Origin of the sequence: Variovorax sp. R-27, from assembly GCF_049913215.1 — a bacterium.
Lineage (GTDB): Bacteria > Pseudomonadota > Gammaproteobacteria > Burkholderiales > Burkholderiaceae_C > Variovorax.
In genome coordinates this window covers 1,374,353-1,398,615 of sequence record NZ_CP183984.1, presented here as the reverse complement: position 1 = coordinate 1,398,615, position 24,263 = coordinate 1,374,353, and the positions used below count along the sequence as shown (strand labels likewise).

The window sequence follows — 24,263 nt, the reverse complement described above, 5'->3', positions numbered from 1 at the left end:
CGACCCGGATTAAGCGGCCGTGCTAGATGCGGCCCTCCTCGGCCGCATGGCAAGCGACTTGCACGCCCTTGATGCTCAGCAGCTTCGGGCGCTCGGAAGAACAGCGCGCATTCGCATGCGGGCAGCGCGGATGAAAGGCGCAGCCCGTGGGCGGGTTCAGCGGGTTCGGCACTTCGCCCTGCACCGGCGTGCGCTGGCGCCCCGTGTGCTTCATCTGCGGAATGGCATCGAGCAGCATGCGGGTGTATGGATGCTGCGGCGCCGAGAACAGCTTCTGCTTGTCGGCCACCTCGACCAGCCGGCCCAGGTACATCACGCCGACCTGGTCGGCCACGTGGCGCACCACGGCGAGGTTGTGCGAGATGAAGAGATAGGTCAGGCCCTGCTCGCGCTGCAGGTCCTTCATGATGTTGAGCACCTGCGCCTGCACGCTCACGTCGAGCGCCGAGGTGGGCTCGTCGCACACCAGGAACTCGGGCTGCGTGGCGAGCGCGCGCGCAATCGAGATGCGCTGGCGCTGGCCGCCCGAGAACTGGTGCGGGTACTTGCTCATGTCCAGCGGCGAGAGGCCGACCGACTTGAGCAGTTCGCCCACGCGCTCGCGCAGCGCGGCCTTGTCGCTGATGATGTCGTGCTCGCGCAGCGGCTCGCCGATGATGTCTTCCACGATCCAGCGTGGGTTCAGGCTCGCGTAGGGGTCCTGGAAGATCATCTGGATGCGGCGGCGCAGCTTGCGGCCTTCGGGGGTCTTGAACGCGGCGTGCGCGTCCTGTCCGTCGAACTGCAGGCCGCCGCGCGTGGGCGCGTAGAGGCCCACCAGCAGGCGCGCCACGGTGCTTTTGCCGCAGCCCGATTCGCCTACCAACGCCAGCGTCTTGCCGCGCTCGATGGAAAAGCTCACGCCGTCGACCGCGTGCAGCAGCACGCGCGGCTTGCGTTCGAGCACGCGGTTGAGCCAGGGCGGCGAGACGTCGAAGGTGCGAGCGAGGTCGTGCGCGACCACGAGCGGTTCGCTCATCGCGTCACCTCCACGATGGGTTCGGCCGCTTCGGGCGTGGCGCGTTCGCCGGCCGCCAATGCGTCGTGATGCCTTGCCGCAATCTCGGCCTGGCCGGCATGCGGATCGGCCGCATCGTGCAGCCAGCAGGCAGCGCGCGTGGCGCCGGCATGCATGAGCTCGGGCCGCTCGACGAGGCATCGCGCAAAGGTGCGCGGGCAACGCGGGTTATAGGCACAGCCGGTGGGAATGGCGTTGAGCCGCGGCATTGCACCGTCGATCTGGTTGAGCCTCTCGCGGTCGCTCGTCATGTCGGGAATCGATGCCATCAGGCCCGAGGTGTAGGGGTGCGCAGGCTGGTGGATCACTTCGTGCACCGGGCCGATTTCGGCAATGCGGCCGGCATACATCACGGCCACGCGGTCGCAGGTTTCGGCGATCACGCCCATGTCGTGCGTAATCAGCATCACCGCTGCGCCGCGGTCCTTGCAGACCTGCTTGAGCAGTTGGATGATCTGCGCCTGGATCGACACGTCGAGCGCGGTGGTCGGCTCGTCGGCCACGATCAGCTTCGGCTCAGCCGCAAGCGCCAATGCGATCACCACGCGCTGCCGCATGCCACCCGAGAACTGGTGCGGGAAGTGGTCGATGCGCTGCTCGGCGGCGGGAATGCCGGTGTCCTGCAGCAGGCCGATGGCCCGCTTGCGCGCTTCGCTCTCGGTCACGGGCAAGTGGGCGCGAATGGTTTCTATCAGCTGCCGGCCCACGGTGTAGAGCGGGTTCAGCGAAGTCAGCGGGTCCTGGAAGATCGCGCCGATCTTGCGGCCGCGAATGGGCCGCATCGCGTCGAAGCCGAGGTTGTCGATGCGCTGGCCCTCCAGCAGGATCTCGCCGCCGGCCACACGGCCCGGCGGTTCGAGCAGGCCGATGATGGCCGCGCCCGTGAGCGACTTGCCGGCGCCCGATTCGCCCACCACGCCGAGGATTTCGCCGGGCGCGATGTCGAATGAAATGCGGTCGAGCGCACGCAGCGTGCCGCGGCGGTGCGGAAATTCGACGACGAGGTCTTTGACCTGGAGCAGCGTCATGGTGGCGTTCTCCTTATCTTTCTCTTCAGCGCAGACGAGGGTTGAGCGCGTCGCGCAGCCAGTCGCCAAGCAGGTTCACGCTGAGTGCGATCAGCACCAGCATCAGGCCCGGAAACACCGTGATCCACCATTCGCCCGAGAACAGGTACTGGTTGCCGATGCTGATGAGCGTGCCCAGCGAAGGCGAAGTCGGCGGCACGCCGACGCCGAGGAACGACAGCGTGGCCTCGGTGATGATGGCCGTGGCCACCTGGATCGTGGCCAGCACCATCACCGGCCCCATCACGTTGGGCAGCACGTGGCGCAGCATGATGCGCATCGGTGCCACGCCGGTGACGCGCGCGGCCTGCACGTATTCCTTGTTGCGCTCCACCAGCGTGGAACCGCGCACCGTACGCGCGTACTGAACCCAGCCGGTCAGCGAGATGGAAATGATCAGCACGCCGAAGGCGAGCGACTCGTGCGCGCCGGGAAAGAGCGCGCGGCCGACGCCGGCAATGAGCAGCGCCACCAGGATGGGCGGAAACGACAGCATCACGTCGCACACGCGCATGAGGAACGAGTCGAGCCAGCCGCCGAAGAAGCCGGCGAGCAGGCCCAGCACCACGCCGACCGCCACCGACAGCACCACCGACACCAGGCCGACGATCAGCGAGATGCGTGCGCCGTAGATGACGGCCGAGAGAATGTCGCGGCCCTGGTCATCGGTGCCCAGCAGGTACTTGGCCGAACCTTCGGCGCTCCATGCGGGCGGCAGGCGCGCGTCGCTGAGCTCGAGGGTGGCGAGGTCGAAGGGGTTGTGCGGCGACACCCATCCGGCGAACACCGCGCAGACCACGCAGACCAGCGCGATCAGCGCCGCGCCAATGGCCACGGGCGATGTGCGAAAGCTGTAGCCGACATCGCTGTCGAGCCAACGGGCGAGTGTTTTTTTCATCGTGAGGCAAAAGGAATGGGCCCGCAAGAAGCGGGCCCATGGTCAGGCCGCCTTGCGGGCGGCCAGCGGGATCACGGCTTGATGCTCATCCACTTGAAGTACATGAAGTTGTCGGCCAGTTGCACCAGCTCGACCTTCTTGCTCACGCCCCAGGCCAGCGACTGCTGATGCAGCGGCAGGTGGCCGATGTCGTCGGCGTGCATCTTGAACGCCTCCTTGATCAGCTCGTTGCGCTTGGCCTTGTCGCTCTCGGACTGGATCTTCTTGGTCAGCTCGTCGAGCTTGGGGTTGCAGTACGCACCCAGGTTGAACTGGCCGGTGCCCTTGTCGTCGGGGCAGGAGGTGAGCGAGCTCAGCGCGTTGTGCGAGTCGTAGGTGGTCGGGGTCCAGCCCAGCATGTAGAAGCTGGTGTCGCGGCGCAGCACCTTCGGGAAGTAGGTGCCCTTGGTTTCAGCCACGAGATTGATCTTGACGCCGATCTTCGCGAGGTTGGAGGCAACGCTCTGGCAGATCTGGCCGTCGTTCACGTAGCGGTCGTTCGGGCAGTTCAGCGACACCTCGAAGCCGTTCGGATAGCCGGCTTCGGTCAGCAGCTTCTTGGCGGCCTCGACGTCGTAGGGCAAGCGCTTGTCCTGTTCGGCAGTCCAGCCGTTGATGCCGGGGCCGACCAGGAGGCCGGTGGGCTTGGAGGCGCCGCGCATCACGGTCTTCTGGATGCCGACGATGTCGATGGCCTGGTAGAAGGCCTGGCGAACGCGCTTGTCCTTGAACGGGTTCTTGCCCTTGATGTTCGAGTACTGCAGCTCGTCGCGCTTCTGGTCCATGCCCAGGAAGATGGTGCGCATCTCGGGGCCGGTGATCACGCGGGCGTTGGGCGCGGCGTTGATGCGGGCGATGTCCTGCACCGGCACGGGCTCCATCACGTCGACTTCACCCGAGACCAGTGCGGCCACGCGGGTGGCCGGGTTGGCGATGGGCGTGAAGATGATCTCCTGCGCGTTGCCGTCGATCTTGCCCCAGTAGGTGCCGTTGCGCGTGAACACGGTGCGCACGTTGGGCTGGCGTTCGCGCACACGGAACGGGCCGGTGCCGTTGGCCTTGAACGAGGCGGTGTTCTCGATGCCCTTGCGGCGATCCACCGGCTTGGTGGCCTGGTTTTCCTCGCACCACTTCTTGCTCATGATCATGGTGAGCGAGATCACGTCGGGCAGGATGGGGAAGGGGCCGTTGGTTTCGATTTCGACGGCGAGGTCGCCGACCTTGCGCACGGCCTTGATGTCGCTCAGCGTGGCGCGCAAGTCGGAGCCGTCGCCCTGGGCGCGCGCAAAGCTGAACACCACGTCGTCGGCGGAGAACGGGGTGCCGTCGTGGAAGGTCACGCCCTTGCGCAGTTCGAAGCGCCAGACGTTCGGCGAGGTCTGCTTCCAGCTGGTGGCCAGCAGCGGTGCAAGGCTCAGGTCCTTGTTGCGGCCCACGAGGGTTTCATAGACGTTGGCGGTCACGCTCAGCTGTAGCGATTCGTTGAGCGAGTGCGGGTCCAGCGATAGCGCGTCCCCCTGGTTCGCGATGCGGATGGTCTGCGCGCCGGCGACCATGCTGACGGCGCTCAGGGCGCACAAAACGGCGGCCGCAGCCACACTTTTCTTGAAACTCATGGGAACACTCCTCGGGTTGGAATCAAACACATCACGTCGCCGCGGTAGCGGCGGCTCTCCCTGGCTGCGCACCGCGGGTAACGGCAAGCGGCATGCCCTGCTCGATCAGGCCGGCATGCAGCGCGGCGCCAAGCGGCAGGATCTCGTCATTGAAGTCGTAGCGGCTGTTGTGCAGGTAGGCGCCATCGCGCACGTCCTGGCCGATGCGCAGGTAGGCGCCGGCTTTCTTCTGCAGCATGAAAGAGAAGTCTTCGGCGCCCATGCTGGGCTCCATGCTGCGCTCGACATTCTTCGCACCCACCAGCGACTCGGCCACATCGGCCGCGAACATGGCCTCGGGCGCGGTGTTGATGGTGGCGGGGTAGATGCGCTCATATTTGATGCTGGCGCTGGCGCCGAAGCCCGAGGCAATGGCCGCGCACAGCTCGTTCAGCCGCTGCTCGATCTGCGCCTGCACGCGCGCGCTGAAGGTGCGCACGGTGCCGACCAGCGTGGCCTCGCCCGGCACCACGCTCATCGCGCCGAGATCGCCGGCCTGCATCGCGCAGATGCTGATGACGGCGGCGTCGATCGGGCGCACATTGCGCGAGACGATGGTCTGGGCAGCCGTAATGATGTGCGCCGCGACGATCACGGGGTCGACGGTCTGGTAGGCGTGCGCGCCATGGCCGCCCTTGCCCTTGATGCTGATGGTGATGCGGTCGGCCGCGGCCATCATCGCGCCGCGGTTGATGCCGACGGTGCCGGCCGGCATGGCGGGCCAGTTGTGCATCGCGTAGACGGCGTTGACCGGGAAGCGGTCGAACAGGCCGTCCTCGATCATCACGCGCGCGCCGGCGCAGCCCTCTTCGCCGGGCTGGAAGATGAGCACGGCGGTGCCGTCGAAATCGCGCGTCTCGGCCAGGTAGCGCGCGGCGCCGACCAGCATGGCAGTGTGGCCGTCGTGGCCGCAGCCGTGCATGAGGCCCTCGCTGGCGGAGCGCCAGCCGAAGTCGTTGTCTTCGCGCATGGGCAGCGCGTCCATGTCGGCGCGCAGGCCGATCATGCGGCCGCTGGCCGTCGAACGACCGCGGATGACGCCGACCACGCCGGTCTTGCCGATGCCCTCGTGAATCTCGTCGACATCGCAGGCGCGCAGGGCCTCGCGCACGCGGCCGGAGGTGTAGACCTCCTCGAAGCCGAGCTCGGGGTGTGCGTGCAGGTCGCGGCGGAAGGCCGTGATCTCGGGATAGAAGTTCGCGATGTGCGCGAATGCGCGGCCGGAGGCCTTGAGGCGCGGGGCCTCTGCTGTCGCTGTCGTCATGTCAGTGCCCTCCCGCCTTGCCAACGCGCAATCGCGGATCGACCACGAAGTACAGCAGGTCGACCACGAGGTTGATCACCACGAAGATCAGGGCAATGAGGCACAGGTAGGCTGCCATCACCGGAATGTCGGCGAAGGTCACGGCCTGGATGAACAACAGGCCCATGCCGGGCCACTGGAACACCGACTCGGTGATGATCGCGAAGGCAATCAGGCCGCCGAGCTGCAGGCCGGTGATGGTCATCACGGGCACCAGCGTGTTCTTGAGCGCATGGCCGAAGTGGATGGCGCGGTTCGTCAGGCCCCGCGCGCGCGCGAACTTGATGTAGTCGGTGCGCAGCACCTCGAGCATCTCGGCGCGCACCAGCCGCATGATCAGCGTGAGCTGGAAGATCGCCAGCGTCACCGCCGGCAACACGATGTGCTGCCAGCCGTCGGCACTGAAGAGGCCGCTGGTCCACCAGCCGAGCTTCACGGTCTCGCCGCGCCCGAAGCTCGGGAACCACCCCAGCGTCACGGCGAAGACGAGGATCAGCAGGATGCCGATCAGGAAGGTGGGCAAGGACACGCCGAGCAGCGACACGGTCATGAACACCTGGCTCATGAAGGTGCCGCGGCGCAACGCGGTGTAGACGCCCATCGGAATGCCGATGAACAGCGCCAGCACGGCCGCGACGAGCGCGAGTTCAAGCGTGGCGGGGAAGCGCTCGCCGATGAGTCGCGACACCTTCGCGCCCTGGCGCAGGCTCAGGCCGAACTCACCTTGTGCAGCGTTGACGAGGAAGTGCCAGAACTGCACGAAGAAGGGCTGGTCGAGCCCCAATGCGGCGCGCAGTTCGCGGATCTGCTCAGGCTTGGCGTCCTGCCCCAGCAGGAACACGACGGGGTCGCCGACGTATTGGAAGAGGAGAAAGGCGATGAACGCGACCGCGATCATCACGATCACGGCCTGGATCAGGCGGCGCAGTACAAAGGCAATCATTCATCGAGCGGAGTGAACGGGGCATGCTAGCAGTGCAAGGTGCGTGCCCGCACGGTGGTTCCCCGGGGGTGCGCCTCGTGGTTTCCCCAAGAGTGTCCAGACGAAAAAAAGCCACTCGACTTTCGTCGAGTGGCTTTCGAGCTTTTGATTCGAAGCTGGCTTACGCCAGCGTCAAATTAGAAAGCGTGACGGATACCGAAGTCGTAGCCGGTGGAGCTCTTCGGGGTGAAGGCGCCAGCCGTGTTGTTGTAGAAGGCCGGGCCGCCAACCGTCAGGCCAGCACCGTTCTTGTTGCTGACGCGAGCGATCGTTGCGTACAGAGCCGTGCGCTTCGACAGGTTGTGCACGTAGCCCAGAGCCAGCTTGTTAGCCTTCGGATCGGGGTTGTTCACACCGAACGGGTTGAACGGCAGGTTGTTGTCGTACTTGACGTGCGACCACGAAGCGCGGATCAGGCCAGCACCGACCGGCACGGTAGCGCCGAGCAGGTAACCAGTCACGTCGACGTCAGGACGACCACCAGCCAGCGGCGTCACTTCGTAGTCAACCTTGTTCTTGACCTTCGACAGTTCACCGAACAGCTTCACGGGACCGAAGTCATACGAAGCGCCCAGGTTCAGCGTGTTGGTCTTGGTGGTCGTGCCGGCGTAGTAGTCGTCACCCACGGTGCTGCTGCCATAAGCCAGCGCAACGTCCAGAGGACCGTTGGCGTAGCCGAAGCGGCCACCGACGTAACGGCCTTGACGCTGGCTGTTGGCCACGTTAGGCGTGAAGATGCCCGAGTCGTACTTGGTCTTTTCAGCAAAGCCGTACTGCACTTGACCGTAGAAACCACCCAGGTTCGGCGGCAGGAAGTAGCCAACGACGTTGCTTGCGCGAACGTAGTTGCTGGAGCCGACGTTCGTGGCGGCGCCGGTCGAGGCTGCGGGGGTGCCGAAGGCGCCGAGCAGAGCGCTGGACGAGAAGATCAGGTTGGTGCCAACGCCGTTGGTGCCGAACGGATCGAACACGGTGTCGTTCCAGAACGTGGCGGTGTAGTCACGACCCAGGCGAACTTCACCGAAACCACCCGACAGGCTCACGGTCGCACGACGAGCAAACGTCGCGACGCCTTCTTGGCCGTCGTCATTGGTGATCGGGGCTTCGAGCCAGAAGCTGGCTGCCAGGCCGCCACCGAGGTCTTCCGTACCACGGAAGCCCAGGCGGCTCGAGTTGTAACCCGAGTTAGCCAGAGCCGTGCGGCTGGTCTTGACCGAACCTTGGTTCAGGTACGTGGGGATACCGAAAGCGTTGGGGAACACGGTCGCGCGGTTGTCGCGGGCGGTGTTCGAATAGCCGCTGATCGACGCGTCGACCACACCAAACAGCGTGACGGACGACTGAGCCGAGGCAACACCGGCAACAGCCAGGGCAGCCAGAGCAACTAGAGATTTTTTCATTGCAAGTTTCTCCAAGGTTAAACATAGGGCTCCGGTGCGAAGGGCTCACCGTGACTGGCACTTTTGTGCTCCCACCGGACCCCGGGCCAACCTCCTTTTGGGAAGTTGATGCTATTGCACCAGAGCCGCTGCGGCAGGGCAAAACAATTCGCCCGAAATCTTGGATGGCTCGCGCGTTTCGTTGCACGCTTGCAACAAAGGACTTAGACCCCTCTGCACACCACTATGTGAAATATGACGAGGCTCCGGCATGGCATTTCGCATGTGCGTTCAAATAGCCACATGACGCTCATGATCGACCCTGTTCTGACCGCGGCAGACGCGGCATTGCGCACGCTTTTTGCCCGCCCCCATGCCACGCGGGCGACGCCCGTCCCCTCACAGGCACCGGGTGAAATGAGTGAAGCGGAACGTCGGGAAGCCGGCGCGCTGATGCGGGTGAATCATGTGGGTGAAGTCTGCGCACAGGCGCTTTACACAGCCCAGGCAGCGGTGACACGCGATCCTGCGCTGCGCGCCCATTTCCTCGAAGCGGCGCACGAGGAAACCGATCACCTGGCCTGGACCCGGCAACGCCTTGACGAGTTGGGGGCGCGCCCGTCGATCCTGAATCCTCTCTGGTACGCAGGCGCTTTCAGCCTCGGCCTCGTCGCGGGCCGCCTCGGAGACCCATTGAGTCTGGGATTCGTCGCAGAGACGGAGCGTCAGGTGGAGGCCCACCTGGACAGCCACCTCGATCGCCTTCCGTCCGGAGACAGCGCATCCAAGGCAGTGGTCGAGCAGATGAAGCTAGACGAAGCCCGTCATGCGTCGCAGGCTGTCGACGCCGGCGCGGCGGAGCTCCCGGCACCGGCCAAGGCCCTGATGCGCGTGGCTTCCCGCGTGATGACCACGCTGGCGCACCGCATCTAGGCCACTTGGCTCAGGTTTCGATCAGGTCGAAACTGGTGGTGATTTCGGCTGTCTTCGCCAGCATGATGCTGGCGGAGCAATACGTTTCGTGACTCAGTGCGATTGCGCGCTCCACGGCTGAGGCCGGAATTCCCTTGCCCGCCACGGTGAAGTGCATGTGGATCTTCGTGAAGACCTTGGGGTCCTTTTCGGCGCGCTCGCTGGTCAGCTTGACGCTGCAGCGCTCGACGCGATGGCGTCCGCGCTTCAGTATGAGCACGACATCGTAGGCAGTGCATCCCCCGGTGCCGGCAAGAACGGTCTCCATCGGCCGCGCCGCGAGGTTCTGTCCGCCGTTCTCGGGCTTCGCGGCATCCGGTGCGCCATCCATCATCAGGACGTGGCCGCTGCCCGTCTCGGCAACGAAGCCCATGGCCGATCGCGTGCCTGCGTCACCGGTCCAACTTACTGTGCATTCCATGGTTTTCGGAGTTCCAGGTCTGGGATGTCGGGCAAAAATGCACGCCGACATCCATTTGTGTGTGGGAAAAGCATCACTCGCTTGTTGCAACGCAACAAACAGTCGATATACTTTATTTCATTGCGCAAACGTATGCGCACCCAGTTGTCTCCTCCACCCTTCCAATTGGTGGATTTAGCCCCGAGCTGCAAAGCTCGGGGCTTTTTTCTTTCCAGGCCACCCTCACCGGCCTTGCCGCCACTCTAGTTTTCGCACCGAAAGGGCAGTTGCTCTGGCTGCCCTGGCTGTTGCCGGTGTTGCCTCGGCTCAGTCGTCCGTCACGCTGTTTGGTGTGGTCGACGCGTCGATCAGCGGTTACTCGTCCAGTTCGCGCGACCTGAGGCCCACGAATCTGGGCAGCGTGAAGGTCAGCCGCACGGCGCTGGCCAACTCGGGTTACAACTCGAGCCGCCTGGGCTTCCGTGGTACGGAAGATCTGGGTGGCGGCCTGGCAGCCAGCTTCTGGCTCGAAGCCCCCATCACCAATGACGACGGCGCCACCGGCCTCGCAACCTTCGTTCGTCGCTCGACCGTGAGTCTGTCGGGTGGTTTCGGCGAACTCCGCCTGGGTCGCGACTACACCCCGACGTTCTGGAACGACACCGTCTTCGATCCGTTCGGCACCAACGGCGTTGGCTCCAACCTGATCAACACGGCCAACGGCTTCAACGCCGTGACCTACGGCGCCAAGGACACCGGCGGCTTCGGCGGCAACCAGAACTACTCTCGCGCCAGCAATTCGATCGGCTACTTCCTGCCACCGAACCTTGGCGGCTTTTACGGCCAGGTGATGTATGCGTTCCACGAGAACGACAAGTACAGCAACGGCGGCTTCACCCCGGCGGACAGCTCAACCTCGAAGAGCCGCGCAGGCCGTTACATCGGTGGTCGCTTCGGCTACGCAAACGGTCCTCTGGACGTCGCAGTGGCCTACGGCAACAGCACGGTTGGCGATCAGTACTACGCTGGCACCACTGACTCGGTAAACATCTTTAACCTGGGTGCCTCGTATGACTTCGGCCCCGTGAAGCTGTTCGGCGAACTTTCGCGTGCCGAGAACTCGCGTGACTACAAAAACCGGCCGATCGCCGGCGGTCGTCCCGACGTCGATCTGAACGGCTATCTACTTGGCCTGACTGTGCCAGTTGGTGCAGGCCTGATCCGAGCGTCCTACTCGGCTGTCAAGTACGACGACAACCTGTCGGCCACCCGACGCGACCCGAAGGCCAACAAGCTGGCACTTGGTTACGTGCACAACCTGTCGAAGCGCACGGCCCTTTACGCCACGGTTGCTCGCGTGAGCAACAAGAACGGCGCGGCATTGACAGTGGGTGGCCCGGCTTTCTACAACGCGGCTGCTGGCGTGTTCACGCCGAAGACCTCGACGGGCTACGACTTCGGCATCCGTCACGCGTTCTGATCTTCCTCGTTTGATCCCGATGCTGGCTCTTGCCAGTTCGAATCAGCAAAGCCTCAAGTCGCCCGGCTCACGCCGGGCGGCTTTTTGTCCTTTCTCTCTCTTTTTCTCAGCTCGCCCGGCTACGCCGGCTTTGCAGCAGCCCCACATTCATTTCTCCGCTCAACACCGATGCGTAGAAACGCTCGACCATATTGACGCTCGTGCGCGCATTGCGTGCCAAGGTCAGCATGTCGATCCCTTGCCCGTACAAGAGCCGCAGCGTGATCGCGGTATGACGCAGGCAGTAGAGCGTCCTCGACTGGCCCAGTGGCCCTTTCTCAAGCCCTGCCTTTTCGAGCACCCAGTGAAAGAAGAAGTTGAGCACCGCCAGCGCATGCTCGCGGTTCTTCAACTGCGGCAGGAAGATGTAGTCCTCCGCTCCGCCATACCCATGCTCGCCACGATAAGCGAGCAAGCATTCATAGACCCGCACCGCAGGACACAGACTCACGATGGGCTGACTGTGCCGCTTGGTCTCCGGCAGGTTCATCCGAAGATAGACGTGCTTGCCGCGCACGACCTCGATATGCCTGTGCTTCATGAGCTTGATGTCGCTCGGACGCACGAAGGTGTTCACCATCCAGCGGATCAGCCAGGGCAACTCGTCCGGCATGACGAGCAGCTCGCGCGCAATCCAGAAACGTTCTCCGGCCGCGAGTTGATCGAGCACCGGATGCGAGTGCCCGCGCAAGCTGCGCGCGGTCTTGATGATCGTCCGGTACTCCGCAACGCTGAAGCTGCCGCGCGGCTGGCTGCGCACCTTGACCTTCGGAAAAGGAGGCGCATCGCGAAGTACACCGATGTGCACGCCGTGCATCACCACCTTGCGCAACAGCACCAGGTACTGGGCAATCGTCGTGCTGGTGAAGCCCTGCTCTCCGAGGTGATCGATCAAGCGTTGCGCGTCGGCGGTTGCAAACGACTGCGCCGACACGTCGCCGAGCAACGGAACGATGTGCGCACGCAATCTGTTGCCCATCACCTGCCATGTGGCACGCCCAATTTCTTTTCGCTGAACGCGCGCAGCCTCCGCCTGCATCAGCCCTTTCGAAAGGTCACTGACAGAAATTGATAACAGATTCTGCTCATTTGTAAATTGATTGGCGGTCGGATGAATCGCGGGATAGGTGCGTCCAAAAAATCCCGAATCATTTGCAGCTGGGGCTTTGCCGAAGAGGTTTATGACATTTGTGTCCATGTCATATCTCGCATGCAATCCCGATGCCTCTTATCATCAACAGTTAGCAAATGAAAACTCCCATGGAAAAAATCGTGCGCAATGCGCCTGTTAATCCGGCGCTCACGCCCGCCGACTATCTCAGAAAAATACTTAATGCTCGGGTCTATGACGTTGCCGTCGAATCCGCGCTCGAGAAGGCGCGCGCGCTCAGCGAACGGCTCGGCAACACCGTGCTGCTCAAGCGCGAAGACCAGCAACCGGTCTTCAGCTTCAAACTGCGCGGCGCCTATAACAAGATGGCACATCTGAGTGCTGCTCAATTGGCAAGCGGCGTAATTTGCGCATCGGCTGGAAATCACGCGCAAGGCGTTGCATTGGGTGCGCGCAAGCTCGGCACGCGCGCGGTGATCGTGATGCCGGTGACCACGCCCAAACTGAAAATCGATGCGGTGCGTGGTTTCGGCGGCGAAATCGTGTTGCATGGCGACAGCTATTCGGATGCCTATCTGCACGCGCTCGAATTGCAGGCGCAGCAAAACCTGACCTTCGTGCATCCCTTCGACGACCCCGATGTCATCGCAGGCCAGGGCACCATCGCAATGGAAATCCTGCGACAGCATCAAGGCCCGCTCGATGCGGTGTTCGTCGCAATCGGCGGAGGCGGGTTGATCTCCGGCGTGGCCAACTACATCAAGGCCGTGCGACCCGAGATCAAGGTGATCGGCGTGCAGATGAACGACTCCGACGCGATGATGCAATCGGTCGCGGCTCATCAGCGCGTGAACCTGCCCGACGTTGGCCTGTTCTCCGACGGCACGGCGGTCAAGCTGGTCGGAGAGGAAACCTTCCGCATCGCCAGCGAACTGGTCGACGAATACATCGCCGTCGACACCGACGCCGTGTGCGCCGCCATCAAGGACATCTTCGTGGACACGCGCAGCATCGTCGAGCCGGCCGGTGCGCTGGCGGTCGCGGCCATCAAGGAATACGTTGCCCAGCACGGTCGCCACGGCGAGACCTATGCAGCCATTCTGTGCGGCGCCAACATGAATTTCGACCGGCTGCGCTTCGTTGCCGAACGCGCCGAAGTCGGTGAAGAGCGCGAGGCGTTGTTCGCCGTCACCATGCCCGAAGAGCGCGGCAGCTTCCGCCGCTTCTGCGAGCTGATCGGCGAGATGCCCGCGAGCGACGCCGAAGCCACGGGCGGCGGCGCACCTCGCAACGTGACCGAGTTCAACTACCGCATAAGCGATGCAGCCAAGGCGCATGTGTTCGTCGGTCTCACGACCTCGGCGCGCGGCGAGTCGGCCTTCATCGCGCGGACCTTCGACGAGCACGGATTCAACACGCTCGACCTCACCCACGACGAGCTTGCGAAGGAGCATCTGCGACACCTCGTGGGCGGACGTACTGGCCTCGCGCATGACGAGCGCCTGCTGCGCTTCGTGTTTCCCGAGCGTCCCGGCGCGCTGCTCAAGTTCCTGAGCCTGATGCAGCCGAACTGGAACATCAGCCTGTTCCATTACCGCAACCAGGGCGCCGACTACGGCCGCATCCTCGTGGGCCTGCAGGTGCCCGCCGGCGAAGGCGCCGAGTTCGACGCCTTCCTCGAAACGCTGGGCTATCCCTACGTCGAGGAAACGGCCAACCCGGCGTACCGGCTCTTTCTGCAGGCCTGAAAAAGCAGAAACCGGCTCAAGGCCGGCTTCGATCGTTCAACTGTCCGCTGCTACTGCGCGGGCGCCTGTTGCGGCGGCGGTGCCATAGCAGCAGGTTGCGACAGCGGGCCACCCGGTTGCTGCTGTTGCTGCGGCAACTGCGGCGGAGCCACCACAGCTGGCATCGTCGCAGGCAGAGGCCCGGTCGGCGCAGACATAGGCACTGCCGGCAGCCCGGGGCTGGAAACGCTGATCGGCGCACGCACCGGCAATTGCAGCGTGAACGCCGCCGGGCCGTCGGCCTGCGTGCCGATGGTCGCCGAGCGCAGGCCCACCGACTGCAGCACGTAGTTGTCGCCGACCGACGAGCCGACACGGAACGGCCGCGGCGGCTTGCCGTCGATGGAGATCAACGCGGCCCCCTGCTTCGAAGGGTCGGCCACCACACCCGACAGCGCAAAGCGGCTGGCCGCCTCGGGCGCCACCTGGGCCGTGCGTGACGCAGGCAGCACGCCCAGCAGCCGGGCCACCGCATCCGAATCGGCCGTCACCGAAGGCCGCGGCATCGTCGCGGCCGCCGCCACGGCGTCGGTCGGCGAAGCCAGGCGCAGCGCCCAGAACACCGCGGCACCGGCCGCCAGCGCCCAAAGCCCCGTCGTTGCAAGTGGGGCATGCCAGCGAGCGGCTGAGTAGGGACTTGTCATGGCTGCGGATTATCATGCAGCGCGCTTTCCGAATCATGTCCGCCCAAGCTATGAACAAATTCCTCCGTGCCGCCACCCGCACCGCCCAACGCGGCTTCACGCTGATCGAACTGATGGTCGTGCTGGTCATCATCGGCGTGCTGGCGGCGCTCATCGTGCCGAACGTGATCGAGCGCGCCGACGACGCCCGCGTGACGGCCGCCCGCACCGACATCAACAACCTGATGCAGGCGCTCAAGCTCTACCGCCTGGACAACCAGCGCTACCCCACCGCCGAGCAGGGCCTGCAGGCGCTGCTCACGCGCCCGACCACCGGTCCGGCCGCACCCAACTGGAAGGCCTACGTCGAGAAGCTGCCCAACGACCCCTGGGGCCATCCGTACCAGTACATGAACCCGGGCATCAAGGGCGAGATCGACGTGCTCTCGTTCGGCGCCGACGGCCAAAGCGGCGGCGAGGGCAAGAATGCCGACATCGGCAGCTGGCAATAGCGGCTCGGGCGCGCTGCGCCGCAACCGGTATCCACGCCCCCACATCCACCCGGCCCGCGGCTTCACGCTGCTGGAACTGATCGTGGTGATCGCCATCATCGCGATCGCCACCGCCGCCGTCAGCTTCGCAATACGCGACACCAACGCCGCCAAGCTCGATCGCGAAGCCGACCGGCTCGCCGCCCTGCTCGAATCGGCCCGTGCCCAGTCGCGCGCCAGCGGCATCGTGGTGCGGTGGCGGCCCGTCGAAGGCAGCTTCGTGTTCGACGGCCTCCCGCCTGGCGCATTGCCCGCCAACTGGGCCGCCGAGGGCATCACAGCTCAGGCCTCTCTCGCCAACGGCACGCTGGTTCCCGCGCTGCAGCTCGGGCCCGATCCGATCATCGCGGCGCAGCAGGTCATGCTCTATTCCGCCGGCCCGCCCGCGCGCGCGTTGCGCATCGCGACCGACGGGGTGCGCCCCTTCACCGTATCGGCCGTGCAATGAGCGCGCGACGCCCTGCCCCGTCCTCTCGCATCGCCGGCTTCACGCTGATCGAAGTGCTGATCGCGCTCGGCATCGTCGCGCTGGCGCTGGCCGCGGGTTCGCAGGCCACGATGTCGCTCACGCGCAATGCGCAGCGCCAGTCCGATCTCGTGCTGGCCGACCTGTGCGCCGAGAACGAACTCGCCAAGGCCCGCCTGTCGCGGCAAATGCCGGCAATCGGCGACTCGGGCTCCATCTGCCTGCAGGCCGGCGTCTCGTTCAACGTGACCACTTCGACCACGTCCACGCTGAACCCAAATTTCCGGCGCGTCGACGTGCAGGTGCGCGACGAAGCCGACGCGCCGATCCTGCGCATCTCCACCATCGTGGGGAGGTACTGATGCTCGTCTCCAGGTCCCGCGGCTTCACGCTGATCGAACTGCTCGTCGCCATCGCGGTGATGGCCCTGCTCTCGCTCATCAGCTGGCGCGGGCTCGACAGCATGTCCCGCGCCACCACGCAGAACCAGCAGCGCGCCGACGCCGTCCTCACGCTGCAGGCCACGCTCGCGCAGTGGGGCGCCGACCTCGACGCCGTGACCACGCTCGCGCAGACCCGACCGATCGACTGGGACGGCCGAGTGTTGCGGCTCACGCGCCGTGGCAGCGACGACGCGGCGCCTTCGGTGCAGGTTGTGGCCTGGATGCTGAAGTCCGGCTCCGACGGCGTGCGCTGGCGGCGCTGGCAATCGCAGCCCTTCACCACGCGCGGCGAATGGCAGCAGGCCTGGAACTTCGCAGGCGCCTGGGCACAGGACGGCGGCGCGAGCGCGACCGGAGGCGGCTACAGCGACGTGCCGCTGGTGCCAGCCAGCAACTGGCAGCTCTATTTCTTCCGCGACAACACCTGGGTGCCGGCCAGCCAGCTGCCTACCGTCGCGCCCAACCCCAACAACCCCGCGGGCCCCGTCGTCGCCATGCCCGACGGCGTGCGCCTCGTCATCACGCTGCCGCCCGGAGACGGCCTCTCGGGCACGCTCACGCGCGACTGGGTCAAGCCGACCGTCGGATCGGCGAAATCATCATGACGGCAACAAAGAAGCGCCAGTCCGGCGCCGCCCTGCTCGCCGCGATGCTGACCGTGATGCTCGTGGCCACCTTCGCCGCCGCGGCGCTGTGGCAGCAATGGCGCGCGGCCGAAGTCGAAGGCGCCGAGCGCGCACGCGTGCAGGCTGCCTGGGTGCTGGTCGGCGCGCTCGACTGGTCGCGCCTGATCCTCAGCGAAGACGGCCGCACCGGCGGCCCCGACAACCTGGCAGAGCCCTGGGCCGTGCCGCTCGAGGAGGCGCGGCTCACGAGCTTCCTGGCCGCCGACAAGAACGTGTCGAGCGACAGCCTCGAAGGACTGCCCGACGCCTTCCTCTCGGGCCGCATCGTCGATGCGCAGTCCAAGCTCAACGTGCTGTCGCTGGTCGACAACGGCAAGCCGGTGCCCGCCAGCGTCGCCACCTTCACCCGGCTGTTCAACCTGCTGGGCCTGCCGGCGTCGGAGCTCAGCCGGATGACCACGGGCCTGGTGGCCGCCCTTGCCACGGGCACCGCGACCGACGGCAGCGACGGCGGCGATCCCAGCGCCGCGCCGCTGATGCCGCAGCAGGTCTCGCAACTGGTGTGGCTGGGCCTGTCGCCCTCAACCGCCGCCGCGCTCGAACCGTACGTGACGATCCTGCCGGTGAAGACCACGCTCAACCTCAACACCGCGAGCGCCGAAGCCATCAGCGCCAGCATGGAGTCGCTCAATATCGCCAGCGCGCGCCAACTTGTGGAGCGCCGCACGCGCGCCTTCTTCAAGGACATTGCCGCCGCCAACGCCGCGCTGCCCAGCGGCAGCGCGCCCTTCAATGCAGCGCAGCACGGCGTGGGCACGCAGTACTTCGAGGTCTACGGCAGGCTGCGGCTGGAGCGCACCTACGTCGAGGAGCGCTCGCTTCTACAGCGCAACGGTGTCACGGTAACGACGATCTGGCGCACCCGCGGCGCCGGCGCAACGGACACTACGGTCAAACCCTGATTTCGATGCCCTATTTGTAGACAAAAAGCCTTCGAACGCGCATGGCGTCTGCGCAACACGCTATCGAAACAAGAGCGTCAGCCTGTCAGACGCGCACCTACAATCACCGGCTTTTCCAAGATCCACATGACTCCCCTGCTGCTCATTGCCCCCCTCCCTCCGGCCGATGCCGCGGGCGAGTACGACTGGGCCCAGGCAGGCGACGACGGCATTGCATTGCGCAACCAGGGCCGTGCGTTGCTGGCGCTCCTGCCCTCGAGCGCCGAGGTCATGCTCGGCATTCCTTCCGTCGCGCTCTCGTGGCACCGCGTCACGCTGCCCAAGGGCAGCATGGGCAGCGCGTCGAAGCTGCGCGCGGTGCTCGACGGCCTGCTCGAAGAACACCTGCTCGACGAACCCGAAGCCCTGCACTTCGCGCTCGAACCCGACGCCAAGGCCGGCGCGCCCGTGTGGGTCGCGGCCTGCAATCGCATCTGGCTGCGCAGCGTCGTGCAAGGGCTCGAAGCGGCCGGCCGTCGCGTGGTGCGCATCGTCCCTGAATTCGCGCCGCAGCCGGTCGACGGCCCGCCGCTGCTGCTGGTCACGGGCGAGCCCGAGGCGCCGCAGCTCACGGTGTGCGACGCCGACGGCGTGGTCTCGCTGCCGCTGGCCGGCGCGGGGCTGGCCCTGTCGGGCGGCCTGCCGCTGGACACCGCCGTCATCACCACCGAACCCGCCGTGGCCGAAGCGGCCGAGCAGTTGCTCGAGCGCCGCGTGCCCATCGTGCAATCGCCGCAGCGCTGGCTGCAGGCCGCGCGCACGCCCTGGGAGCTCGCGCAGTTCGACCTCGCCGCAACCGGCCGCGCACGCGCCGGCAAGAAATTCGCATCGGTCCTGCAAACGCTGCGCTATGCGCCCGAGTGGCGCGCCGCGCGCTGGGGCGTGGTCGTTCTGCTGCTGACCCAGCTGATCGGACTCAACGCCTGGGCCTGGAAGGAGCGCAGTGCGCTCGAATCGAAACGGCAGGCCGCCAAGGCCATGCTGACCCAGACCTTCCCCTCGGTGAAGATCGTGGTCGACGCGCCGGTGCAGATGCAGCGTGAAGTTGCCGCATTGCAGCAGGCCGTGGGCGACGTGGCGGGCAGCGACTTCGAACCCATGGTCGGCGCGCTCGCCGCCAACCTGCCGCCCGGCAAGGTGCCGAGCGCGGTCGACTACAGCGCCGGGCAGCTGCGCCTGCGCGGCCTCGGGCTGCAGCCGTCGGAGGTCTCGCAGATCACCGGCGCGCTGGCGCCGCGCGGCTACAACGTGCGTACCGAAGGCGACCTCCTGCTGGTGCAGGCCGAGGCCAACCGATGAATTTCAGCGAACAGCTCAAGGCCCACTGGGCCACCCTGGAGGTACGCGAGCGCCGCATGGTCTACGCCGCCGCCGCGCTCGTGGCACTGGCCTTGCTTTGGTGGATTGCGCTCGCCCCCGCGCTGCGCACGCTGGCCGCGGCACCGGCCGAACATGCGCAACTCGATGCGCAGTTGCAGCAGATGGCCACCTTGCAGAACCGCGCGAAGGCACTGCAATCGCAGCCGCGCCTGAACCGCGACGACGCGCTGCGTGCGCTCGAGACCTCGGTGCGCGACAGCTTCGGCGCCGGCAACGCGCAGCTCGTGACGACCGGCGGCGACGGCGCTGCCGCCGTCTCGCTGCGGTCCGCGCCCGCTGCCACCGTCGCCCAATGGCTCGGCCAGGCCCGCGGCAACGCGCATGCCGTGCCGCGCGAAGTCCACCTGACCCGCGCGCCGACCGCAGCGCCGGCCACACCGTCGCCCGGCGCAAAGGACGCGCCGAAGACGCCGCAGGTCCGCTGGGACGGCACCGTCGTCATGGCGCTGCCCGCGGCGCGATGAGCGCGATGAGCAACAGGCCCGCATGCTGACCCGCCCTCAGATCTCCGAACCCCGGCCGCACCGCGGCTGGCGCTGGGCCCTGCTCGGCATCACGGTCGGCGCGCTGCTGGCGGTGGTGCTGTTCGCGCCGGCGCGCTGGCTCGCGGCGGCGCTGTCGAACTGGAGCCATGGCCGCCTCGTGCTGGCCAACCCGCGCGGCACCGTCTGGAACGGTACAGCCGCCGTGGTCTTCGCCAGCGGCGCCGGCGGCGCGCAGGCGGTGTCGCTGCCCGGCCTGCTGCACTGGCGCATGCGCCCGGGCTGGAGCGGCATCGCCGCCAGCCTCGACCTGCCCTGCTGCGCCGCGCAGCCGCTCGAACTCAAGGCCAGCCCGCGCGCCGGCGGCATGCAACTCGCATGGCAGGACAGCCGCTCGCGCTGGCCCGCCACCCTGCTCACCGGCCTGGGCGCGCCCTGGAACACGCTCAAGCTCGAAGGCGCGCTCGACCTGTCCACCAAGGCCTTCTCTATGCAGTGGGACGGCCCCGCGCTGCGCGTTGCAGGCCAGGCCACGCTCGACGCCACCGATGTTTCCTCCAGCTTGTCGACCCTGCGGCCGATGGGCAGCTACCGGCTCTCACTCGAAGGCGGCACCCGCCCCACGCTGCTGCTCAGCACGCGCGAGGGCAGCCTCGAACTGAACGGCAGCGGCAGCTGGAACGGCACTTCCTTCCGCTTCAACGGCGAAGCCAGTGCCGCCCCCGGCCGCGAAGACGCGCTTTCCAATTTGTTGAACATCATCGGACGGCGCGAGAACGCGCGTTCGATCATCACCCTGGGTTGATCCTCATGATGAAGCCACTGTTTTCGACCGGCACCGTCGCACTCGCCGTACGCGTGCTGATCGCCGCCACGTTCCTGCAGGGCGCCCCCGCCGCGTTCGCGCAGACCGGCGATGCGCCGCGCCGCGGCGAGCCGATAACGCTGAACTTCTCCAACGCCGACATCGAGGCCGTGGCCCGCACCATGGCGGTGGTCACGGGCCGCGACGTGGTGGTCGACCCGCGCGTCAAGGGCACGATGAACCTCGTCACCGACCGCGCCATCCAGCCAGCCGCCGCCTTCAACCAGTTCGCCTCGGCGCTGCGCCTGCAGGGCTTCGCGGTGGTGGAAGCCGACGGCCTCTACAAGGTGGTGCCCGAGGCCGACGCCAAGCTGCAGAGCAGCACCGTCAACACCTCCATCAGCGCCACGGCGTCCAGCGGCAGCAACCAGATCGTCACGCAGATCTTCCGGCTCAACTACGAGTCGCCGAACAACCTGCTGCCGGTGCTGCGCCCGCTGATTCCGCCGAACAACACCATCAACGTGAACCCGGGCAACAACTCGCTCGTGATCACCGACTACGCCGACAACATGCGCCGGCTGGCGCGCATCATCGCGTCGCTCGACGTGCCGAATGCGTCCGACATCGAGGTCATCCAGCTCAGGCACTCGGTTGCCACCGACATGGTGCCGCTGGTGCAGCGCCTGGTCGACGGCGGCGGCTCCGGCGCCCCGGGCGGCGCCGCACCCGGTGCGACCGATGCGTCGTTCCGCACCACGCTCATGGCCGACCCGCGCAGCAACTCGTTGATCTTGCGCGCGGCCAACCCGGCACGCGTGGCGCTGGTGCGTACGCTGGTCGAGAAGCTCGACCGCCCGCCGACGGAAAGCAGCAACGGCCTGGCCGGCAACATCTACGTGGTCTACCTGAAGAACGCCGACGCGGTGCGCCTCGCGGCCACGCTGCGCGCCGCGATGGCGGCGAACCAGCAGAACACCACGCCAGGCGCTGCCGGTGCCGCGGGTGGCGGCGCGGCGCCCCAGCAGAGCGCGCCGCAGGCCATGCAGGTGAACCTGAACAGCGGCGGCAACCAGAGCGGTGGCTCGGCCGCCGCCAACGCGCCGCTCAACAACGCCAACCAGCCCTCGACCGGCGGCCAGATCCAGGCTGACCCGACGACCAACTCGCTGATCATCACCGCGCCCGAGCCGCAGTACCGCCAGATGCGCGCCGTGATCGACAAGCTCGACGGCCGGCGCGCGCAGGTCATGATCGAGGCGCTGATCGTCGAGGTCAACGCCACCAAGGCGGCCAAGTTCGGCGTGCAGTGGCAAAGCGCGCTGGGCAACAACGCCGTCATCGGCACCAACTCCACCCTCAACGGCGGCAACATCCTGGCTCTGACCCAGGCGCTGGCCACCAAGGATGCCTCCGGCCTTGCAACGTCGATCCAGCCCGGCCTGAACCTCGGCATTGCCGGCAAGATCGGTGGCCAGTACATCCTGGGCGCGGTGGCGAATTTCTTCAGCAACGATAACGACGCCAACGTGCTCTCCACGCCCAACCTGCTGACGCTGGACAACGAAGAAGCCAAGATCGTCATCGGCCAGAACGTGCCGTTCCCGACCGGCTCCTACGCCAGCACCTCGGGCTCGGTGGGCGTGAACCCGTTCACCACCGTCGAGCGCAAGGACGTCGGCCTCACCCTGCGCGTGCGTCCGACCATCAACGAGAACGGCACCGTGAAGATGACGATCTTCCAGGAGATCTCGAACGTCGCGCCCGGCACCACCACCGACCCCAACGGCCCCACCACCAACAAGCGCTCGCTCGAATCCAGCGTGCTGGTGGAAGACGGCGGGCTCGTCATGCTCGGCGGCCTGCTGTCGGACACCTACGGCACCAACACTGAAAAGGTGCCGTTCGCCGGCGACATCCCGGTGGTCGGCAACCTGTTCAAGAGCGAGAACCGCTCGCGCGTCAAGAACAACCTGATGATGTTCCTGCGCCCGGTGGTGATGCGCGACGCCACGGCGACCGAAGCCTTCGCATTCGATCGCTACGACCAGATCCGTGGCCTGCAGCAGGCGACCCAGCCCAACACCGACAACGTGATGCTGCGCAACGTGAATGCCGCGCCCGTGCTGCCGGAGTCGCCGCCGTTGGGCACCAGCAGCAACAGCCGGGGCGGTCTGCGCGAGCAAGGCACCCAACTGATCCCGCCGCCCGCGCTGCCCGCCGACAACCGCAAGCTGGCGCCGAGCTCCCTGCGCGGCGCATTGCCGCCGACCGCCGACCCGGTGACCTCGCGCGAACTGCCTTGATACTGCCTTGATGTCCATGCGCTACCCCCTGCCCTACGCCTTCGCACGCAGCCAGCAGCTTTTGCTCGAGGAGACCGACGACGGCCGCTACACGCTGTGGATGTCGAGCCACCCGGCGCGCAGCGCGGTCGGCGAGGTGTCGCGCAAGTACGGCGTGCAGGCCTTCGAGGTGCTGGCCGACGGCGCGCTGGCGCAGCGCATCAGCGCGGCCTATGCGCAGGGCGAGTCGAGCGCCGCCGCGGTGGTGAGCGAGGTGCAGAACGACGCCGACCTCTCGCGCATGATGCAGGAGCTGCCCGCGGTCGAAGACTTGCTGGCAAGCGCTGGCGACGCGCCCATCATCCGCATGCTGAACGCGCTGCTCACGCAGGCCGCGCGCGACGGTGCGAGCGACATCCACATCGAGCCCTACGAGCGCACCTCGTCCGTGCGTTTTCGCATCGACGGCACGCTGCGCGAGGTGGTGCAGCCCAATCGCGCGCTGCACGCCGCGCTGATCTCGCGCCTGAAGATCATGGCCGACCTCGACATCTCCGAAAAGCGGCTGCCGCAGGACGGACGCATCTCCTTGCGCATCGGCACGCGCGCGGTCGACGTGCGGGTGTCGACGCTGCCGAGTGCGCATGGCGAACGCGCAGTGCTGCGTCTCCTGGACAAGAGCGAATCGAAGCTCACGCTCGAATCGGTGGGCATGCAGGGCGACACGCTGGAGCGCTTCGAAAAGCTCATCTCGCAGCCGCACGGCATCATCCTCGTGACCGGCCCCACGGGCTCGGGCAAGACCACCACGCTGTACGCCGCGCTGGCCCGGCTCGACGCGAGCCGCAGCAACATCATGACGGTGGAAGACCCCATCGAGTACGAGTTGCCGGGCGTGGGCCAGACGCAGATCAACGCCAAGATCGAACTCACCTTCGCCAAGGCCCTGCGCGCGATCCTGCGGCAGGACCCTGACGTCATCATGATCGGTGAAATCCGCGACTTCGAGACCGCGCAGATCGCCATCCAGGCCTCGCTGACCGGTCACCTGGTGCTGGCCACGCTGCACACCAACGACTCGGTCAGCGCCGTCACGCGCCTGACCGACATGGGCGTGGAGCCTTTTCTTCTGAGCTCGTCTCTGCTCGGCGTGCTCGCGCAGCGCCTCGTGCGCAAGGTGTGCACGGTGTGCGCCGGCGCGGGCTGCGAAGTGTGCGGCCAGACCGGCTATCAGGGCCGCACCGGCATCTTCGAGCTGCTGGTGGCGGACGAAACCGTGCAGGGCCTGATCCACAGCAAGGCGGCCGAGAGCGAACTGCTCAAGGCCGGCGCGCGCGGCGGCCTGCGCCTGATGCGCGAAGACGGCGAACGGCTGGTGCAGGCTGGCGTCACTTCGCGCGCCGAACTGCTGCGCGTCACGCGAGACTAAGCC

The 24,263-nt window shown here is 66.3% G+C and carries 23 protein-coding genes; 13 read left to right on the top strand and 10 right to left on the bottom strand.

Annotated elements, in window-relative coordinates; genetic code table 11:
• Window positions 1-22 precede the first annotated feature (22 nt).
• From ACN9MV_RS06195 to ACN9MV_RS06165, 7 genes are all read right to left on the bottom strand, one after another.
• Window positions 23-1,018: an ABC transporter ATP-binding protein gene (locus ACN9MV_RS06195; protein WP_093075955.1), complete on the bottom strand. Its 996-nt coding sequence runs from the start codon at window positions 1,016-1,018 to the stop codon at window positions 23-25.
• Window positions 1,015-2,085, bottom strand: coding sequence for an ABC transporter ATP-binding protein (locus tag ACN9MV_RS06190; protein ID WP_093075957.1), 1,071 nt, complete (start codon window positions 2,083-2,085; stop codon window positions 1,015-1,017). The genes ACN9MV_RS06195 and ACN9MV_RS06190 overlap by 4 nt, the downstream gene beginning before the upstream one ends.
• 25 nt (window positions 2,086-2,110) lie before the next feature.
• Window positions 2,111-3,022 carry an ABC transporter permease gene (locus tag ACN9MV_RS06185; RefSeq protein ID WP_093048339.1) on the bottom strand — a complete coding sequence of 304 codons (912 nt, stop codon included), beginning with the start codon at window positions 3,020-3,022 and terminating at the stop codon, window positions 2,111-2,113.
• 71 nt (window positions 3,023-3,093) lie between these two features.
• Window positions 3,094-4,677 (bottom strand): ABC transporter substrate-binding protein, encoded by a 1,584-nt coding sequence (locus ACN9MV_RS06180; RefSeq protein WP_093048336.1) that lies wholly within the window; start codon window positions 4,675-4,677, stop codon window positions 3,094-3,096.
• A gap of 31 nt (window positions 4,678-4,708) precedes the next feature.
• Entirely contained in the window at window positions 4,709-5,980 is a 1,272-nt protein-coding gene (locus tag ACN9MV_RS06175; RefSeq protein ID WP_426391612.1) for a M20 aminoacylase family protein, read from the bottom strand.
• Between the two features lies 1 nt (window position 5,981).
• Window positions 5,982-6,962: an ABC transporter permease gene (locus ACN9MV_RS06170; protein ID WP_093048330.1), complete on the bottom strand. Its 981-nt coding sequence runs from the start codon at window positions 6,960-6,962 to the stop codon at window positions 5,982-5,984.
• 176 nt (window positions 6,963-7,138) lie between these two features.
• Window positions 7,139-8,401 (bottom strand): porin, encoded by a 1,263-nt coding sequence (locus ACN9MV_RS06165; protein WP_093048327.1) that lies wholly within the window; start codon window positions 8,399-8,401, stop codon window positions 7,139-7,141.
• A 282-nt stretch (window positions 8,402-8,683) separates the two neighbouring features.
• On the opposite strand from ACN9MV_RS06165, the gene coq7 reads away from it, so the two are divergent.
• On the top strand, window positions 8,684-9,313 hold the full coding sequence (gene coq7, locus ACN9MV_RS06160; RefSeq protein ID WP_307613824.1) for a 2-polyprenyl-3-methyl-6-methoxy-1,4-benzoquinone monooxygenase: 630 nt from the start codon (window positions 8,684-8,686) through the stop codon (window positions 9,311-9,313).
• Window positions 9,314-9,323: 10 nt separating this feature from the next.
• Here coq7 and ACN9MV_RS06155 read toward each other — a convergent pair whose 3' ends face one another.
• The gene (locus ACN9MV_RS06155) at window positions 9,324-9,773 is read right to left on the bottom strand and encodes an OsmC family protein (RefSeq protein ID WP_007834112.1); all 450 of its coding nucleotides are present in this window, start codon (window positions 9,771-9,773) and stop codon (window positions 9,324-9,326) included.
• Between the two features lie 271 nt (window positions 9,774-10,044).
• Between ACN9MV_RS06155 and ACN9MV_RS06150 the strand changes: the two genes are divergently transcribed.
• A complete protein-coding gene (locus ACN9MV_RS06150; protein ID WP_093048321.1) occupies window positions 10,045-11,232 on the top strand; it encodes a porin in 1,188 nt (395 codons plus the stop codon).
• Window positions 11,233-11,338: 106 nt separating this feature from the next.
• Here ACN9MV_RS06150 and ACN9MV_RS06145 read toward each other — a convergent pair whose 3' ends face one another.
• Window positions 11,339-12,469 carry a hypothetical protein gene (locus tag ACN9MV_RS06145; protein ID WP_093048317.1) on the bottom strand — a complete coding sequence of 377 codons (1,131 nt, stop codon included), beginning with the start codon at window positions 12,467-12,469 and terminating at the stop codon, window positions 11,339-11,341.
• A gap of 50 nt (window positions 12,470-12,519) precedes the next feature.
• Here ACN9MV_RS06145 and ilvA point away from each other — a divergent pair, with 50 nt between their 5' ends.
• Window positions 12,520-14,130: a threonine ammonia-lyase, biosynthetic gene (gene ilvA / locus ACN9MV_RS06140; RefSeq protein ID WP_093048314.1), complete on the top strand. Its 1,611-nt coding sequence runs from the start codon at window positions 12,520-12,522 to the stop codon at window positions 14,128-14,130.
• 50 nt (window positions 14,131-14,180) lie between these two features.
• Here ilvA and ACN9MV_RS06135 read toward each other — a convergent pair whose 3' ends face one another.
• Entirely contained in the window at window positions 14,181-14,813 is a 633-nt protein-coding gene (locus ACN9MV_RS06135; protein ID WP_093048311.1) for a type II secretion system protein N, read from the bottom strand.
• A 50-nt stretch (window positions 14,814-14,863) separates the two neighbouring features.
• Between ACN9MV_RS06135 and gspG the strand changes: the two genes are divergently transcribed.
• From gspG to ACN9MV_RS06085, 10 genes are all read left to right on the top strand, one after another.
• Window positions 14,864-15,304 carry a type II secretion system major pseudopilin GspG gene (gene gspG / locus ACN9MV_RS06130; RefSeq protein WP_093048308.1) on the top strand — a complete coding sequence of 147 codons (441 nt, stop codon included), beginning with the start codon at window positions 14,864-14,866 and terminating at the stop codon, window positions 15,302-15,304.
• The gene (locus ACN9MV_RS06125; protein WP_093048305.1) at window positions 15,279-15,791 is read left to right on the top strand and encodes a prepilin-type N-terminal cleavage/methylation domain-containing protein; all 513 of its coding nucleotides are present in this window, start codon (window positions 15,279-15,281) and stop codon (window positions 15,789-15,791) included. Before gspG ends, ACN9MV_RS06125 begins: the two co-directional genes overlap by 26 nt.
• Window positions 15,788-16,171, top strand: a complete 384-nt coding sequence (gene gspI, locus ACN9MV_RS06120; RefSeq protein ID WP_093048303.1) for a type II secretion system minor pseudopilin GspI — start codon at window positions 15,788-15,790, stop codon at window positions 16,169-16,171. The genes ACN9MV_RS06125 and gspI overlap by 4 nt, the downstream gene beginning before the upstream one ends.
• Entirely contained in the window at window positions 16,171-16,857 is a 687-nt protein-coding gene (locus ACN9MV_RS06115; protein WP_426391611.1) for a prepilin-type N-terminal cleavage/methylation domain-containing protein, read from the top strand. Before gspI ends, ACN9MV_RS06115 begins: the two co-directional genes overlap by 1 nt.
• Entirely contained in the window at window positions 16,854-17,840 is a 987-nt protein-coding gene (gspK, locus tag ACN9MV_RS06110; RefSeq protein WP_093048298.1) for a type II secretion system minor pseudopilin GspK, read from the top strand. Before ACN9MV_RS06115 ends, gspK begins: the two co-directional genes overlap by 4 nt.
• A gap of 126 nt (window positions 17,841-17,966) precedes the next feature.
• Window positions 17,967-19,178, top strand: a complete 1,212-nt coding sequence (gene gspL / locus ACN9MV_RS06105; protein ID WP_426391610.1) for a type II secretion system protein GspL — start codon at window positions 17,967-17,969, stop codon at window positions 19,176-19,178.
• The gene (gspM, locus tag ACN9MV_RS06100) at window positions 19,175-19,723 is read left to right on the top strand and encodes a type II secretion system protein GspM (RefSeq protein ID WP_093075969.1); all 549 of its coding nucleotides are present in this window, start codon (window positions 19,175-19,177) and stop codon (window positions 19,721-19,723) included. Before gspL ends, gspM begins: the two co-directional genes overlap by 4 nt.
• A gap of 22 nt (window positions 19,724-19,745) precedes the next feature.
• Window positions 19,746-20,546, top strand: a complete 801-nt coding sequence (gene gspN / locus ACN9MV_RS06095; RefSeq protein WP_426391609.1) for a type II secretion system protein N — start codon at window positions 19,746-19,748, stop codon at window positions 20,544-20,546.
• 5 nt (window positions 20,547-20,551) lie between these two features.
• Complete coding sequence (gene gspD, locus ACN9MV_RS06090) at window positions 20,552-22,852, top strand: type II secretion system secretin GspD (RefSeq protein ID WP_354339170.1); 2,301 nt, start codon at window positions 20,552-20,554, stop codon at window positions 22,850-22,852.
• A 16-nt stretch (window positions 22,853-22,868) separates the two neighbouring features.
• Entirely contained in the window at window positions 22,869-24,260 is a 1,392-nt protein-coding gene (locus tag ACN9MV_RS06085; RefSeq protein ID WP_093048284.1) for a GspE/PulE family protein, read from the top strand.
• Window positions 24,261-24,263 lie beyond the last annotated feature (3 nt).

Excerpts from the sequence above, each read along its gene's own strand:
- ACN9MV_RS06195 (WP_093075955.1), bottom strand. The coding sequence starts at position 1,018 with ATGAGCGAACCGCTCGTGGTCGCGCACGACCTCGCTCGCACCTTCGAC.
- ACN9MV_RS06190 (WP_093075957.1), bottom strand. The coding sequence starts at position 2,085 with ATGACGCTGCTCCAGGTCAAAGACCTCGTCGTCGAATTTCCGCACCGC.
- ACN9MV_RS06185 (WP_093048339.1), bottom strand. The coding sequence starts at position 3,022 with ATGAAAAAAACACTCGCCCGTTGGCTCGACAGCGATGTCGGCTACAGC.
- ACN9MV_RS06180 (WP_093048336.1), bottom strand. The coding sequence starts at position 4,677 with ATGAGTTTCAAGAAAAGTGTGGCTGCGGCCGCCGTTTTGTGCGCCCTG.
- ACN9MV_RS06175 (WP_426391612.1), bottom strand. The coding sequence starts at position 5,980 with ATGACGACAGCGACAGCAGAGGCCCCGCGCCTCAAGGCCTCCGGCCGC.
- ACN9MV_RS06170 (WP_093048330.1), bottom strand. The coding sequence starts at position 6,962 with ATGATTGCCTTTGTACTGCGCCGCCTGATCCAGGCCGTGATCGTGATG.
- ACN9MV_RS06165 (WP_093048327.1), bottom strand. The coding sequence starts at position 8,401 with ATGAAAAAATCTCTAGTTGCTCTGGCTGCCCTGGCTGTTGCCGGTGTT.
- coq7 (WP_307613824.1), top strand. The coding sequence starts at position 8,684 with ATGACGCTCATGATCGACCCTGTTCTGACCGCGGCAGACGCGGCATTG.
- ACN9MV_RS06155 (WP_007834112.1), bottom strand. The coding sequence starts at position 9,773 with ATGGAATGCACAGTAAGTTGGACCGGTGACGCAGGCACGCGATCGGCC.
- ACN9MV_RS06145 (WP_093048317.1), bottom strand. The coding sequence starts at position 12,469 with ATGGACACAAATGTCATAAACCTCTTCGGCAAAGCCCCAGCTGCAAAT.
- ilvA (WP_093048314.1), top strand. The coding sequence starts at position 12,520 with ATGAAAACTCCCATGGAAAAAATCGTGCGCAATGCGCCTGTTAATCCG.
- ACN9MV_RS06135 (WP_093048311.1), bottom strand. The coding sequence starts at position 14,813 with ATGACAAGTCCCTACTCAGCCGCTCGCTGGCATGCCCCACTTGCAACG.
- gspG (WP_093048308.1), top strand. The coding sequence starts at position 14,864 with ATGAACAAATTCCTCCGTGCCGCCACCCGCACCGCCCAACGCGGCTTC.
- ACN9MV_RS06125 (WP_093048305.1), top strand. The coding sequence starts at position 15,279 with ATGCCGACATCGGCAGCTGGCAATAGCGGCTCGGGCGCGCTGCGCCGC.
- gspI (WP_093048303.1), top strand. The coding sequence starts at position 15,788 with ATGAGCGCGCGACGCCCTGCCCCGTCCTCTCGCATCGCCGGCTTCACG.
- ACN9MV_RS06115 (WP_426391611.1), top strand. The coding sequence starts at position 16,171 with ATGCTCGTCTCCAGGTCCCGCGGCTTCACGCTGATCGAACTGCTCGTC.
- gspK (WP_093048298.1), top strand. The coding sequence starts at position 16,854 with ATGACGGCAACAAAGAAGCGCCAGTCCGGCGCCGCCCTGCTCGCCGCG.
- gspL (WP_426391610.1), top strand. The coding sequence starts at position 17,967 with ATGACTCCCCTGCTGCTCATTGCCCCCCTCCCTCCGGCCGATGCCGCG.
- gspM (WP_093075969.1), top strand. The coding sequence starts at position 19,175 with ATGAATTTCAGCGAACAGCTCAAGGCCCACTGGGCCACCCTGGAGGTA.
- gspN (WP_426391609.1), top strand. The coding sequence starts at position 19,746 with ATGCTGACCCGCCCTCAGATCTCCGAACCCCGGCCGCACCGCGGCTGG.
- gspD (WP_354339170.1), top strand. The coding sequence starts at position 20,552 with ATGATGAAGCCACTGTTTTCGACCGGCACCGTCGCACTCGCCGTACGC.
- ACN9MV_RS06085 (WP_093048284.1), top strand. The coding sequence starts at position 22,869 with ATGCGCTACCCCCTGCCCTACGCCTTCGCACGCAGCCAGCAGCTTTTG.